The sequence below is a fragment of the Bacteroides sp. AF32-8BH genome, from assembly GCF_003435205.1.
GTDB classification, from domain to species: Bacteria; Bacteroidota; Bacteroidia; order Bacteroidales; family Bacteroidaceae; genus Bacteroides; species Bacteroides ovatus.
Genome location: NZ_QVLZ01000060.1, coordinates 23,428 through 38,298 on the forward strand (window position 1 = coordinate 23,428; position 14,871 = coordinate 38,298).

Sequence of the window (14,871 nt, forward strand, 5' to 3'; positions counted from 1 at the left end):
TTTACTGCTTCCTCAAGGTAGGCAATGCTCCTTTAAGTTCGTAACGCCACTCTGAGCCTGCGTTCTGCAAGGCGGTGTTCATGGCATCAACGGCGTTCTTCCAGGTTACGCTGGTGCCGTCCACCTCTGTGACGTTGGTGCTTCTCCTATTGTAGCCGATACCTTGTTCATGATTGTTCTTCCAATAGCAGGCGGTCACGGTAGTGTAGTTATCTCCCAAAAAGCCGCCGATATGTACATAGCCAGTGCTACTACCTGTACTGGTTACGTTGCCCGTGGCATAGCAGGCAAGAAGGCTGATTCCGTCGTTGAATCCTACCAGACCGCCGCCAGAGATATTCTGTGTGCGGTCTATTTCTATGATCACGTTGCCTGTGGCATAGCAAGCGGTCAAGGTGGCACCAAAACTCGTCTGACCTGCCACGCCGCCGACATTGAGCGTTCCCTTCACTGTGGCAGAGGAACTGCATCCGGTGATGGAACGGTCCCTTTGAGCACCCACCACACCGCCGACGCTCACCGTGCCGCTAATGCTGCCCGACACCGAGCAGTTTTCAATGGTGCCCCAGCTAAATCCTGCCACGCCGCCGGCATAACCCAACCTGTGATTGCATGTTATCTGTATGCCATCCATCACCACATTCTTCACCGTACCGGCGGCATTACCGAAATTACCGAGATAGCCGAACAGACCCGCATATTCGTCATTTGTCGTAACGGTCAGCCCCGTGATGGTATGGCCGCCGCCGTCGAAGGTGCCGGTGTATGAGTTGTCGTAGTCTGTGCCTATCGGCGTCCAGCCTTTGCCTGTGAGGTCAATGTTTTTGTCGAGGGTAATGTTTATGTCGGTCTTACCTCCGTTCACTAATTCGGCTACATTCATCAGGCCGTCAGCGTTATAGACCGTGTAGGTATTGGTGTTGCTGTCGTAGATGTAGCCCAAATCCTCAGCCTCGCCGCTCTCGCCGCCGCCGTCAGCCCAGTCACCGATAGTGCAACCCTCTAACGTCAAGCCGGTGGCGTTCACCTTAACGGTATATTTATAGCGGCTGCCAGCCTCTAATACGACGTCGTTCTGCGGGCGGAAGTAGAAGGTGCCGCCGCCGAGTTCCACCTTGACGAACGGCTTGCCTGCCGCAACGGTCTGCGGGGCAGTCAGTGCCTCGTAGGTGTTGCCGCTTGCGTTGTAGGTCTTGATGGCGGTCGGGTTGCCGTTATCGGCGGACAGGCTCACGAGGCTCACCGTGGCACCGGCGACGCTCGTGAATCCCGTGCCGGGCTTCAGTTCGATAGTCACGCGTGCCGTGCGGTGGGTAAATTCAAGAGTCGGGTTGTTAAATTCCACCTTCCGGTTCTCAGCAGAGATGAAGTCGCTGTTCTGGAAGTCAGCCAATTTACTCTGGTCTTCGGCCACCTTCACGGCAGGCATCTGTGTGATGTTGGCATTGTTGAAGGGCCACCATGCCGATACGGTAATCGGGTCGCGGCTGGTCCAGTAGTGCGGGTCGTTCTCGCGTGAGAGTGTGGCACTCTTGAAATCGGTAGAAGCCGTTACGGTGTATTCCTTTACCGCATCGCCCATCTTGAGTGCCACGGAAGTGACACCCTGCCAGTCGCCGTCCACAGCGGCACGGGTGGAAGGGGCTGCCAGCGGCGTTGCTTCTACGGACAATCCGGTGGCACGGATGACGACGGGGTATTCACCTTCGGGCAGACGGTTATCGCCAGCAAGTTCGTCCTGCGTGCAGGCGGCGAGGGCGAACAGCAGTGCGGTGGCTGCGGGGATAAATAATCTATGTCTCATAATTCTTCATTCTAATCAATTAATTATTAACATCCTACAGGTCAGCACCCACATCTCCACCGTCTATATCGTTCCACTTTGCAATGGTGGCTTCGCTGACTTCAAGGACTTTGTTGCGTACCTTGACGGTATAGGTATAGTTGTTGCCCGCCTGCAGTGCGCCTTCGGGCACGGTGAGTGTGGCATGATATTCCTGACCTTTGTAATTCACAACCAACGGCAGGGATGCAACTGTCTGCGGGAAGAGGATGATCGATGACGTGAGAACGCCGTCTGCCAAATTCATGGCCAATTCTCCGGTCTGTGCCCCGTTGTCTGCGGTGGCAATACCGTCGGCCGTGTTGAACGTACCAATGAGTAACAATCCGGCCAGCGTGTAACGTTCAGGCTTGACCACGCTGAAATTCACGCCGTCGCCCGCCTCGAAGGTAAGGGTTATCTGGCTCATGCGGTGGTGGAAGGAGTTGTCTTCACCGCCTTTGGCGGTTTTGTCGGTGAAGCTTACTACCGGGTTGCTTTTGTCTCCCGTGGCTCCTGAAGCAAAGAGGAAGTCGATGGCAGGCTGGTTCTGCTGCGCCGTGGCATCGGTCGTGGCTGTGAGGATGCCTCCCACCGCGTTGTACGGATAGTAGGCGCGGAAAGTATGGGTCTTTGTATCTTCGATATAGATAACCTTTCCTTCTGCCTCAAATTTCCCGTTTTTCAAGATGAAAGGCACGTTGCCGTACTGGGAATCGTTGCCGATGTCGGTGATGCCGATACGGTCGCCGGCAGTCCAGGTGGTTCCGCTGGCGCGGGTGGCGGGGGCGATGTCGGCGGTAAACTGGGCGGCCACGGGGTCACCGTTCAGGTTCTCGTTGTCGTTGTTGCAGGCTACCAGTGCGAGGGCGAGCATCGCAAGTGCAAAAAATCTTGTCTTCATTATATTCTGTTATTATATTAGTTAAATTCCATTTCAATAATTGCTGCACCTTAGCAAAATCAAAGCAAGCTTTGCTTCTGCGTTCGGTTTGCTAATTATTTACAAATCGGCATTTACATCATCACCTTTCACTTCTTCCCAGCCGTTGATTTCGGCTCCGTCCACTTCCATGCCTTCGGGAGTCTCAACCAGCGTTCCGCCGAGGGTCAGCGATTCGCCCTTTCCGGTGTTGAACCCCTTGAGGGCTTCCGTGATGTCGCTTTTCAGCGTCGTGGGGGTCGGGTTGCCGTCCGCATAGCGGATTTCACCCGTCAGCAGTTGTTCCGTGCCGGTCACACCCAGCAACCGCACCGTGGCTTTCCACTTGCCGGCATCGTCACCTTCGGTTATCTTGGTGAAGGGCAGCACGACGTTTGAAGCGGCTCCGTAGGTATCGGTAGCGAAATCGAGAGTTCTGGCTGCACCCGTCAGATGGGCAACAATCTCCGTGATGCGTCCGGCGGCATCCCCCGTCGGTTTGATGATAAGCGTCAGTTCGCGTACCTGCTGCTTCATTGCGGCGGTCAGCGGATAGTCCTTGTCTTTCTCGATGCTCACCTGTTTCGTATAGGTGAAGAACCATCCCGGGGCATTGTTCACAAAGGCATCCGTTCCTGCCCGGTTTCCCGTGGCTGCGGCAATGGTGGCGGTGGTACCATTTACCATGATTCCTTCAGCAGGGTTCCACACCGCAAGGGTGTAGCTGCCCGGAGCAAACAGATGGTTGGGGGCATGGGTGGCGGAAGTCTCCGTACCCGTATAGTCACCCATGGTAACCGTCCATGTGGTAGGTATGTCGATACCCTCACCGCGTGCCGACCAGTCGGCTGTCACCGCAATCTTCCCATAGTCGGGATGCGGCGTGTCATAAAGCGTGTCCTTCACGCAGGAAGAGAGCAGCACGGCGGCTGCCATTCCTACCATATTTATATATTGTCTTGCTTTCATACTCTATTCCTCCGTATTAGAATAACTTCCATACCAATGTCACACCGGCGTTGATGGGGCCACACCAATTTTTTGTCTCGTTGCCACAGCGCACGCGCACACCATCGATGACTTCATATTTTTCGAAATCGGCATTCAGGTAGCCCAAACCGAGGTTGAAATCAAGATCTAATGCCTTGTTTAGTCGCAGCTTATAGCCGGCGGTGATGCCGCCACCCATCAGGTCGCCCTGCTTGCCTGTTTCGGAAAGCTTGTAGTTGAACTGTCCAGCCTTGAACATCGCGCCCAGATGCCAGGCTTTCTTCTCACCCATATAGTAACGTACTTCCGGAGCCACTTCCCAGAGTGCATAGCGGCGGTCTTTGTCACTCCACGTCCATGAAGTCCACGAGCCGTTTACGGCAATGCCCCACGATGGACAGATGCGCCATTCAAGTCCTAAATCTGGTGTCAAGGTAGCCCAGCGCAGCAGGTTGGCACGCAGGGAGAGATGATAATCAGTTGTGATTTTGGTTTCCGACGGCGTGTCGGCAAGTGTATTTTGTTGAGCGGCTTTCTCGGCTTCTGCCTTTTCAGCGGCAAGTCGGGCTTCTTCCGCCTTGCGCTGCTCTTCGGCAAGCCGTTCCTGCTCGGCACGCTTCTCGGTTTCTAAGCGTTCGGCTTCCGCCTTGCGTCGTGCTTCTGCTTCCGCATCCGTCACGGCTGTTTCCTTTACCGGTACCGTCAGGCGCACGGTGACAAAATCACCCTCTGTCACATGATTGCGGGTAATGAAGTTTTCTTCCTTGATTTTCGCTCGTGTAATCAGTTCTGATTTCACACGGTTGGCACGAATCTTCGCTGTTGCAAGGTTCTTGACTTCACTGCTCTGCGAATTGCAATATCCGTCAACCAATAGCGGCAGTTTGCCGTCAAGAATTGTTGCTTTGTTGTTTTCGATACATTCCAACAGGCGGGCAAGTTCCGTGTCATTGCCATTCCAAGGCACGTAGAACATGTCCTTCTGCGTAACGAACCGGAAGGTGTAGGTCGTGTCTGCTTTCTGCTGCGCAATGACAGGAAAAGTTAGCGTCATCAGCCACAGAAACAGGGTAAGAAAAGTGATTTTTCTGCTCATATAAACTTGAATTCATTATCTTTGTCATCTCCAAAGGTAATAAATGCCATTCAGCGCCCAAAATATTACAAAAACTTTTTTTGCTAAAACACAGCGTTTTATAAAAATTGTCGTTTGAGCACTTTTCACATTGTCGTCTGAGCACTTATTTTGTCAAATCGGCACTTTTTGAGTTGTCGAATTAGCACTTTTGTGGCTGTCGAATTAGCACTTTTTGTAGTATGAGCACTTTTGGAAAATGGGTTTCTGAGAGCTTTTTCATCGGATTTTTACCACGCAAATCACTTCAGATTTGCTTTTTTCCACTTGGCAGGCGTACATCCTTCCTTCTTGGTAAATAATTTGATAAAGTTACTGCGGGAAAGAAAACCGGAAGACTCAGCCAGCTTCTGTATATTGATCTCCGGATGCTCCTTCAGTATGTTTTTCGCATACTCCAACCGGAGACTGGTTATCCATTCGCGGAATGTCATTTTATACGTAGTCTTGATATAAGCGGAAAGATAGGTACGGTTCGTATGAAGTATTTCGGACAGTTCTTTTATGGTAAGTCCCTGCTGGACATAGCCGTCTGTCTTTATCCAGTTGGCCACTTTCTCTATAATTTCTGTATAGGACACTGGAACTTCTTTCTCAGAAACTATTTTAGGTTCTGTTTCTGTATCTGTCAGAAGTTCTTCTTCAGACTGTATATCTTGCTCAAAAGCATTTTCCACCTGTTCATAGAACAGCAGGTAGTTCTGATAGCTGTAGAAAAGATAGCTGTAGAACGGTATTGACGACAAAATCCAGATAAAAACATATTTGTCTGGCAGAAATGTCAGCAATCCGCATCCGACACCGAAGATAACAGCCCAATAAGTGAATATGGAAAGCCATTCGATATATGTACCTATATCATCCGCCTGAGTTTCATTGAAAATCCGAATGGCTCTACGGTATGCAATTATGACTCTGCGAGCTAAAACGACTCCAAAAACGACTAACCATACAGCTAAAGCAAATAAAGAGAATTTTTGCATGATTCCGCTTGGCAACAGGAACAACACAACTCCGGAAAGAGTTGAAAATATAATCCATAAAATGATATGTGTCCACACACGCCGTTTGGTAATGTAAAAACGATCAAGCAACATTATCAATGCCGAACTGAACAGAGAATAGCACAGGAAGTATGTGGACATGTTCATCAATATGGCAGAATCCGCATTTTTGAATCGGATACCAAAGAAGAAATGTACCGAATAATTTGCCGAAAGCAGCAGCATAGCTATACCCATAATCTGTCGGGAGCGGAGATAATTCTTGAAAATTTTCTTTTCAGGAGTCTTTGCAAACAAAAAATAAAAGCCGAAGAATAACATCAACGGCAGTGCGGTATAAAGTGAAAAACTGTATATAGATGGCTCCATTGTTATGCTTATTTGATTTTGATACAAAGTTACGTCTTTTTCTTCACAAATAGACACATAATCTATGATTTAACGTTATAGATTCGGTCATATTAGATTGAAAAATTATTAGAATTAAAGCCAGTGGTGAAAAATTCAACCACTGGCTTTTTCTGTCAAGACTTCGATATTAAAGTTTTACACCTTTGGATTCCGATAAACCGGGTCTCCCTATAATTAAATGACTGCGTACAAAGTCCACGTGCGGGCTTTCCGGCTGTTGTTCCGTCTGTTTTTTCTCGTTGCCTTGCCGGTTCTCTTCTGTGTTTTCCTGAGCCGGAGCCAGCTCAAGCTGTATCTTGCGGTCCAGTGCGGCGAGTTCGGACTTCAGCTGTTTCAGCTCGTCCTCCTTCTTCCACACCTTGCCCGCTATCTCCTGCAACTGCGGAATCTCCTTTTCCAGCACTTCGTTCTTAGACTTGTACTGGTCGATGATGGTCGGAATCCTCTCCAATGCGTTCAGAAAGTTTCGTGCGGCAGCAATCGGGTCTGCCATCGCCAGATGCCCGTTGTTGTAGGTGTACTTGTAGTTACCCTCCACCACGAAGCGGTTGTCAGTGAACTCCAGACTTTCTTTGAGTGTCCTCTCGCTGACCACCTTTATCGGAAAGCCGTAAAGTTCCCCGACAGCCTTGTACAGTCCACCAGTCGTGGCGTTCTTGGCGATTTCCTGCAAACGCTTACCGATGACCTTCTCATCCGTTGAATCCACGCCGTCCACCTTGACAAGATTAAGGCGGCTGCCTTCCTTATCAGTCTGCACAACGGAAAGAAAACGGTTCCAGTCTTCCGTCATGGCTTCGATGAAAGCCGTGTTGTTGCGCAGTTCTCCCGTCTTGGATTCCAGCTTGAACTCCGAATCGCGCTTGCCCTTGTTGAACGACTTGCGTTCCCCTTCGAGCGAGGCGATACGCTTCTCTAATTTCGCCTTATCCAAAAGGTCGGTATTGCCGGAGAGCAACGCCATATACTCCGAGAAGTTCATACCCGATTTTTCGTCCATTGCTCCCTCGTCGATGGTACGTGCGCCCATCGCTCCACTTTTGAGCTGCGATATGAACGTCTGCTTGCAGTGCAGCAGATTGAACTTGTAGCTGTCCAGCGACTTTTCCACCGCGTAGATGATGATATCCACGTTGTTCTCGGCAAAATGCTTGGCAATCTCGTTCCCGGCTCTAACACCCCGTCCGTCACGCTGTTGCAGGTCGGACGGTCGCCACGGTGTATCAAGGTGATGGATGGCGACGCATCTTTTCTGCGCATTCACGCCCGTTCCGAGCATACTTGTGGAGCCGAACAGCACTCGCACTGTCCCTGCGTTCATGGCATCTATCACCGCCTTACGAGCCTTATCCGTCTTACACTCCTGAATGAAGCGCACCTCACTTGCCGGTATGCCGTAATCCTCCACCAACTTGCGTTTTATCTCGCTGTACACGTTCCATCCTTCCCCCGGCTGGTATGTCCCCAAGTCGGAGAACACGAACTGCGTACCCTTGTGCGTCTCGTACTTGTGGTAATACTCTGCAATCATCTTGGCACAATGGCTTGCCTTGTTGTCGGGATGGTCCTCGTAGTTCGGGTCTATCATGCGCATATCAAGAGCCATCTTTCTCGCGTAGTCGGTGGCGATGAGCATCTTCGCCTTTTCCTCCGTTTCCGACAGGGGTAACCTGCCAAGCAGAGTGGCATCGCCGGTTTTGGCAAACTGCATCAGCTTCTGTATGAAGTCCTCCTGCTCCGGTGTGGGCGGTATGTGGTGCAGTATCTCATTCTTGTTTGGTCTGTCCACACCTACATCCTCCGCCGTGCGGTAGTCGGTAATCTCGTTGTAGAAGGCGGCAAGCTCCGGCACCTTGATGAAATAGCGAAAACGCTCCTTCTGAACGATATTGTTCGTTACGTTGAACTCAAAATCGGTCGTCTTTTTGGCGAAGATGGCAGCCCAAGCATCGAAACAGCGGATGTCCTGCCGTTCCAGTTCGTTGGGGCGCAGGTATTTGAAGAGCAGGTACAGTTCCGTCAGACTGTTGGAAATGGTCGTGCCCGAAAGGAACGTAGCCCTCAAGTCCTTGCCCGTGCGTTCCTGTATGGTACGGATGGCAAAGAGCATATTCAGGGCCTTCTGGCTTCCTTCCGAGTTTCCCAATCCCGCCACACGGTCATGACGGGTGTTGAAAGTCAAGTTCTTGAACTGGTGACTCTCGTCAATGAAGATGTGGTCGATGCCCATCTGCTTGAAGTCCACCACATCATCCGTGCGGGACTTGATGGCGTGTTCCACCTTCTCCAGCTTCGCCACAAGGTTGTGCTTGCGCTTCTCCAGCCCTTTCAGCATCGCCCGCGACACGTTCTTGCCCTGCTGTCGCAAGACTTCGAGATTTTCCTCCACCGTGTCAAGCTCCGCCTGCAGGATGCGCTGCTGCAACTCCGGCGACTGCGGTATCTTCCCGAACTGGTCGTGCGACATGATGACGCAATCATAGTCGTTGTTCTTGATGTTGTTGAAGAAACGCACACGGTTGGCGGTCGAAAAGTCCTTTTCAGAAGCGTAGAGGATGCGGGCGTTAGGATAGGCCGCCTGATAGGTGGCGGCAATCTCCGCCACATTCGCTTTCAGCCCGATAATCATCGGCTTGTGCGCCAAGTTCAGACGCTTCATCTCATGTGCCGCTATGCACATTATCAGCGTCTTGCCGGTTCCCACCTCGTGGTCGCAGATCCCGCCGCCGTTCTGTTTCAGCATCCAGACGCAATCCTTCTGCGACGGGTAAACGCTCTTGATTCCCCGGCTTGCCAGCCCTTTCAGGTTGAGGTCGGGAAAAGTCTGGTGCGAGCCGTCATACTTCGGGCGCACGAAACAGTTGAACTTGCGGTTATACATCGTCGTGAGCCGTTCCTTGAACTGCGGCGACTGTTCTTCCAACCATTCGGAGAACCCGTTACGGATTTCGTCTATCTTCGCGTTGGCGAGCTGTATGCCCTCGCTGTCGCGTACCTTGATGTCGTTGCCGTTCTCGTCCTTGCCGATACTTTTCATCATGTCGGGGCAGGTGTTGTGCAGAGCGTGCTTCAACAGGTGCATACCGTCATAGTTCCGGTAATAGCCCTTTACTAAAAACTCGTCCGTGATCTTCATGGTGCGGTAGCCGCACGCCACGGAAAACTCGTCCATGCTTGCGGAGTAGGCTATTTTCACGTCCGTGTCGAAAAGGTGGCTCATGTAGGCGGCATACACACCCGTGGGAATCCAGCGTTCCCCGAAATTGAAGTCGAGGTCTTCAAAGGCGATGCGCTGCGGTTCGGCCTCCTTCAATGCCTCCCACGCCTGTTTCACCTCCGGCATCCGCTCACTTTCGGGATTGTCCTCCATCCAGCCCTCTATGCGTTCCGCCTTCTCTATCACGTTCCCCGCGATGAAGCGGTCTTTGATTTCGTAACCGGTTACGAGCGGGTTGTAGAAGATGCGCCCCTTGAGGGCACCAAGCAGTTCCTCTTCCGTGGTGTCGGTTATCTCCCGCATATAGCCGAGATTGACCGTGCCGAACTTGTTGAGCGATGCGGACAAGGCTTCTTCGGGAGAGCCTGCATTGACACGGCTCTCCACCGAGAAGGAAACGGGACGGTCGAAGATGTCCGCCTTGACAAACTTGCCGTCCTCCGCACGTTCCAGCGAAAGGATGTCGCGCCCTCCGGCATCCATCATCACCAGTTTCACGTTCTGTCTGGCGTTGAGGTTACCGTAACGCATGACAAACTCATCGTAGTAGGTGTTGAGATACCCGCGCTGCGGTTTGTGTTCCGTATGGTTCTCCGTCTCGTGGCTATACAGACGTTCGTAAGCGTCACGGAGCGATATATACAGCATCGCTTTCTCTTTTTGATAGCCACGGAGGTCGAGCGGTTGGAAGGTCGCACCGTAAGGCGTGAGGTCTTTCAGGTAACCGAGATTGCGTGAAGCATCCAGCACCATCGAGCCGTCACGGTGGTGTGGCTCCAGCAGGCCGTTGAACGGACGGGGAGAAAGGTCCATGACTTCCTCCTTCGGCTTTTCCGTTTCAAGTTCCGGGAACAGGGAAGTGGCAACCGTTTCGGAAGTAGGCACAACTTCTGCCAGTGTTTCAGGTTGCTTTATTTCTTCCGTTTGTTCCGGCTTTTTATCCATATTGTCCGAAGAAGGCGCAAAAGCAGGGTTCAACGTGTCTTTGATACCCATCTTTTTCAGTTGTTCCTGCCTGTGCCGTTCTGCCTCAAGCCGTAGGGCCTTGCGCCGTTCCGCTGTCAGGCTCATCATTGTCTCATAGAAGCCGTTGATGGGAGGATTGGTTTCCCAATCCAGAGTGGCGTAAATGTCGTCCGGGTCGTTTGGCTTTTCGGCATTTTCCGGCTTTTCTTCCTTATTACCGTTTACCGGCTTGGCGGCTTCAACGGGTGGAGTAACTTTGACTTGCGGTTTAGGCGTGGACGGCATAGGCTTCGGCTTGCTTTCCTTTTTCGCTGCCTTTTTCTTTTTTACCGGTTCCTCTATGGGCATACCCCAAAGGTCGAGCAGGGTAAGCTGCACGGCTGACGAATGATTGGGTTGGCGCGGCTCAATCTCCGGCTTTTCCTCTATGGGCTGTGCCTGCGGCTTCTCCACTCCCTTGACAGGCTCAATTACAGAAACGGGGGCTATTACAGAAGGTGATACCTTTTCTGTTTTCGGAGCAGGTTGCACTTCCGCAGCCGTGCTTTCCTCCTTTGTCGGATGCAGCCTGTGTCTCTCATACAGTTTCCTGTCAAGTTGTTGCAGTTCTATTTTCAGATGCTCCCGCAAGTCTTCCGCCAGTTGTGCGATGTCCCCACAGTGCAGGAGTTTATAGGCTGGTTTCCCGTACGGGTCGGTACTTCTGATCAAATCCGTGTGTGAAAGCGAGCCGATGCTCCATACATACCCATTTACGGAAGTGCCGATAGGGGTCTGTTCGGTCTGCACGAAGAGTTTTTCGTTGTAATACAGTTCACCGTTCTTTCCGCTGTTCTTTTGCAGGATAATCAGGTCGCTGCCCACCTCCGTTCCCGCGTTATCCGTAAAGAGGTTGTTCGGCAGGCGGGCTACGCCCACCAGATTGGCATGGTTCATCATATACTCGCGTATGGGCGCGTTGGTCGGGGCATCCAGTACCCCCTGCGAGGTGATGAACGCCACGATTCCGCCTTCACGCACCGCGTCAAGGCTTTTCAGGAAAAAGTAATTGTGTATCGTCCGTGCCGCCGAGAGCCTTGCAGGATCCTTGCTGCCCGAAAAATCCGGGTCGAACACCGCCACATCGCCAAACGGTATATTGGAGACAGCCAAATCAAAATGGTTCATGAACGGCTTTTCTATCTTCTCGAAGCCCTGTACCCTTACTTTCTGTCCGGGATGCAGGTGCTTCAGTATCTTGCCCGTCATCAGGTCTTTCTCAAAAGCCATGATGTCCGCGTCCGGTCTGTTCTCCAGCACGGCGTCCACGAATGCACCGACACCTGCCGACGGCTCCAGCACCCGGTCGGGACGGATGCCGTGTTCATGCAGCACGTCCGCGATGGTCCCGGTTATCTCCGGCGGGGTATAGAAGGCGGTCAGCACGGACTGCTTCATGGCATCCATATTCAGTTTGTACTCCGTCTCGTCTTTTGTGTTCTCTCGCAGCAACCTGTGCAGTTCCACGGTAGGGGCAAACAGTTCGAGGTCGGACTTCGCCCAGTGGACGGCATCCGTCAGTTCCCTTGCAGGGTTGAGTATGTTCTTCAGTCCCCCGAAACCGCAATAACGTTCTAACAAGAGCCGTTCGCGTGCGGTGGGTGTGCGCTGTTCCCTGTCAAGGAGGAATGCCGTCCGTATCGCCTCGATGTTGTCCCGCAGCCTCTGTTTGCGGTTAAACGCCATACTCTTCGATATAGAGGATGACGGCTCCCGTCAGCTCCGTGTAGAGCAGGTCATATTCGGGCGACAGGGCGAAATTGTCGTCCGAGAGGTCATAGATGGAGAATACGTTTCCGACAAGCGGTAGCAGCTTCTGGGTAAAGGCTTCACATTTTTCTCCCGGTACTTCACCCGCAAATTCGTTCTCCACGACTTCGCGCAGGATGGCGTGCTTGGAGTAGCGAAGGCCCTCCGTCAGCACCTTCATCGCCAGTTCCTGCGCCCCGTCGGCAGGATAGCCTTCGAGCCTTGCCTGTTCATACGCTTCGGCGGCACGGTCGGTTCTTTCTCGGATGAAGGCTTCATCGGCTGCCTGTTCGAACTTGTTCGTGGTGAGGTAGTCCAGCAGGTACAGACCGTAATAGGAAAAGTCGGTCCGACCCTCGTTTTTCTTCTTGTTGTTCATTTCTTTGGAATTTAGTGGATTGATAATGATGATAGGGATAATCGTTGGAAAACGAGAAGAAAAAGGCACCCGGTATCCCTCCGAGTGCCACCACTAAATCCAAAGTATGAGTGTAATCCGGTATCGAAGAACAATTCATTACTCTGAACCAGTGGCAAAGTTAAACATTTATTTTCTTCTTTTCGCAGAGGTCGCTTTACTTTTCCTTTCTGGGAACACGAAAACCGTGTTATAGTCCCCGTCAAAGGCGACTACGGCATCAAAACTCTTGCCCTGCTTGCTCTTGAATCCTTTGAGCAGTTTCGTGTGTCCGTCGGTGAGCAGGTTTTTGATTTCATCATCAGAGAGGGTGCGGTTTGCTTTCAGGCGGAACACGGGCAGACCGCACTCCGCGTTGTCGCAGCGGACGACCTTGCCGTAAAACTGCATCGTCCCCGCTCCGCACTTGGGACACTTGCAGCCGGAATCCCTGCGGGCGAACAGCTTGTCGCACGACAGCAGTTCGGAGGTAATTTCCCGTGTATATGCCTCAATCTTCCTGCGGAAGTCATCGGCGGGCAGTTCCCCACGCTCGATGCGTGCCAATTCCTTTTCCCATTCGCCCGTCATGGCGACATCGGCAATACGCATCGCCTTCACGACCGAGTAGAGGGCAAGCCCTTTTTCGGTGGGGACAAGCGACTTCTTGCAGCGTTCCATATAGCCGCGCTTGAAAAGCGTTTCGATGATGGACGCACGGGTGGCGGGCGTGCCGATGCCGCAATCCTTCATAGCCTGCCGCAATGCGTCGTCCTCTATCTCCTTGCCAGCCGTTTCCATCGCGGACAGCAGGGTGGCTTCGGTATGCAGCGGCTTGGGTTTGGTCTTTCCCTCCGTGATGGAGGCGGCTTTCAGTGCCAGCGTGTCGCCTTCCTGCCAACAGGGAATGGCGGCGGTTTCCTCTTGGCTGTTGTTCTCTTCTCCATTCTCCTTGCCATAGACGGCACGCCATCCGGCTTGCCTGATGATGCTGCCTTTTGCCACGAACTCCACTCCGGCACACTCTGCCGTGACGGTGGCAGTGTCCTTGACGCATTTTTCGGAGAAAGCCTCAAGCATGCGCCCGGCTATCATGTGATAGACGGTGCTGTCCTCTTTGGAGAGGAACAGCGGCTTCTCGCCCGTGACGAGCAGGGCATGGTGGTCTGTCACCTTGCCGCCGTCCAGGCTGCGGCGTGTCGGCACGGCTTTCGGCTGCAACTTGCCCTTCCATTCGGGCAGGCTGCCGATGAAGGCAAGCAGCTTGGGGATTTCCGCGAACACGTCTTCGGGAATGTAGCGGCTTCCGGTTCGCGGATAGGTGATGAGCTTCTTCTCGTAGAGCTTCTGCGCGATTTCAAGCGTCTGTTCCGCCGTGAAGCCATGCTTGGCGTTGGCTTCCTTCTGGAGCGTGGTCAGGTCGTACAGGAGCGGTGTTTCCTCCGTCTTCTCCTTGCGTTCGGCTTTCGTGACGGTGGCTGTGCCTGCCGACTTCACCTTATTATACAGTTCCGTCGCGGACTCTTTCTCTTTCCATTTTTCGGAAGAGGAAAACTTCACCGTTCCTTCATCGCAGCCGTCCGTTGCGATATGGAGCTGCCAGAAGGCTTCGGGGGTAAAGCGGCGGTTCTCCCAATAGCGTGCGCACACCATCGCCAACGTGGGTGTCTGCACCCGCCCGACGGAGTAAGTGCCGTGTCCGGCGGCGATGGAAAGTGCCTGCGTGCCGTTGATGCCCACGAGCCAGTCTGATTCGCTCCGTGCTTTGGCGGCAAGATAGAGGTTGTCGTATTTGTCGCCCGCTTCGAGGTTGCGCAGTCCCTCGCGGATAGCCTTGTCGGTAAGCGAGCTTATCCAGAGGCGGACGAACGGGGTGGTGCATCCGGTATAATGATAGAGGTAGCGGAAGATAAGCTCACCCTCGCGTCCGGCATCGGTCGCCACGATGATCTGTTCGCTTTCCTTGAATAGCCGGGCGACGGTTTTGATCTGCGCCACCACGCTGCTGTCAGGCTTGTAGCCCTTCTCCGTCTTTACCTGACGGGAGACGAGCGTGAAGGTGTCGGGTATGACGGGCAGGTTGTCACGGACAAAGCCGCGTATGCCGTAACCGTCGGGCATGGCAAGCTGCACGAGGTGTCCGAACGCCCATGTCACGGCGTAGCTGCCTCCCTCGAAATATCCTTCCTCTCTCTTTGTCGCGCCCACGATACGGGCGA

General features: G+C 52.8%; 8 protein-coding genes. All 8 read right to left on the reverse strand.

Translation table 11 applies throughout. The features are described from left to right. Position 1: 1 nt before the first annotated feature. The gene (locus DWZ47_RS27430) at positions 2-1,804 is read right to left on the reverse strand and encodes a fimbrillin family protein (RefSeq protein ID WP_117515344.1); all 1,803 of its coding nucleotides are present in this window, start codon (positions 1,802-1,804) and stop codon (positions 2-4) included. A 34-nt stretch (positions 1,805-1,838) separates the two neighbouring features. Then, complete coding sequence (locus tag DWZ47_RS27435; protein ID WP_117515346.1) at positions 1,839-2,726, reverse strand: fimbrillin family protein; 888 nt, start codon at positions 2,724-2,726, stop codon at positions 1,839-1,841. Between the two features lie 99 nt (positions 2,727-2,825). Beyond that, the gene (locus tag DWZ47_RS27440) at positions 2,826-3,713 is read right to left on the reverse strand and encodes a FimB/Mfa2 family fimbrial subunit (RefSeq protein WP_117515348.1); all 888 of its coding nucleotides are present in this window, start codon (positions 3,711-3,713) and stop codon (positions 2,826-2,828) included. A gap of 16 nt (positions 3,714-3,729) precedes the next feature. Beyond that, on the reverse strand, positions 3,730-4,830 hold the full coding sequence (locus DWZ47_RS27445; protein WP_117515350.1) for a DUF3575 domain-containing protein: 1,101 nt from the start codon (positions 4,828-4,830) through the stop codon (positions 3,730-3,732). A 281-nt stretch (positions 4,831-5,111) separates the two neighbouring features. After that, positions 5,112-6,194, reverse strand: a complete 1,083-nt coding sequence (locus DWZ47_RS27450) for a helix-turn-helix domain-containing protein (protein WP_008616565.1) — start codon at positions 6,192-6,194, stop codon at positions 5,112-5,114. A 217-nt stretch (positions 6,195-6,411) separates the two neighbouring features. After that, positions 6,412-12,192 (reverse strand): N-6 DNA methylase, encoded by a 5,781-nt coding sequence (locus tag DWZ47_RS27455; RefSeq protein ID WP_117515352.1) that lies wholly within the window; start codon positions 12,190-12,192, stop codon positions 6,412-6,414. Continuing rightward, positions 12,182-12,703 carry a DUF1896 domain-containing protein gene (locus DWZ47_RS27460; protein ID WP_225684101.1) on the reverse strand — a complete coding sequence of 174 codons (522 nt, stop codon included), beginning with the start codon at positions 12,701-12,703 and terminating at the stop codon, positions 12,182-12,184. Before DWZ47_RS27460 ends, DWZ47_RS27455 begins: the two co-directional genes overlap by 11 nt. Positions 12,704-12,802: 99 nt before the next feature. Beyond that, positions 12,803-14,871, reverse strand: a 2,069-nt coding sequence (locus DWZ47_RS27465) for a type IA DNA topoisomerase (RefSeq protein ID WP_147330798.1), incomplete at its 5' end; no start/stop codon positions are given.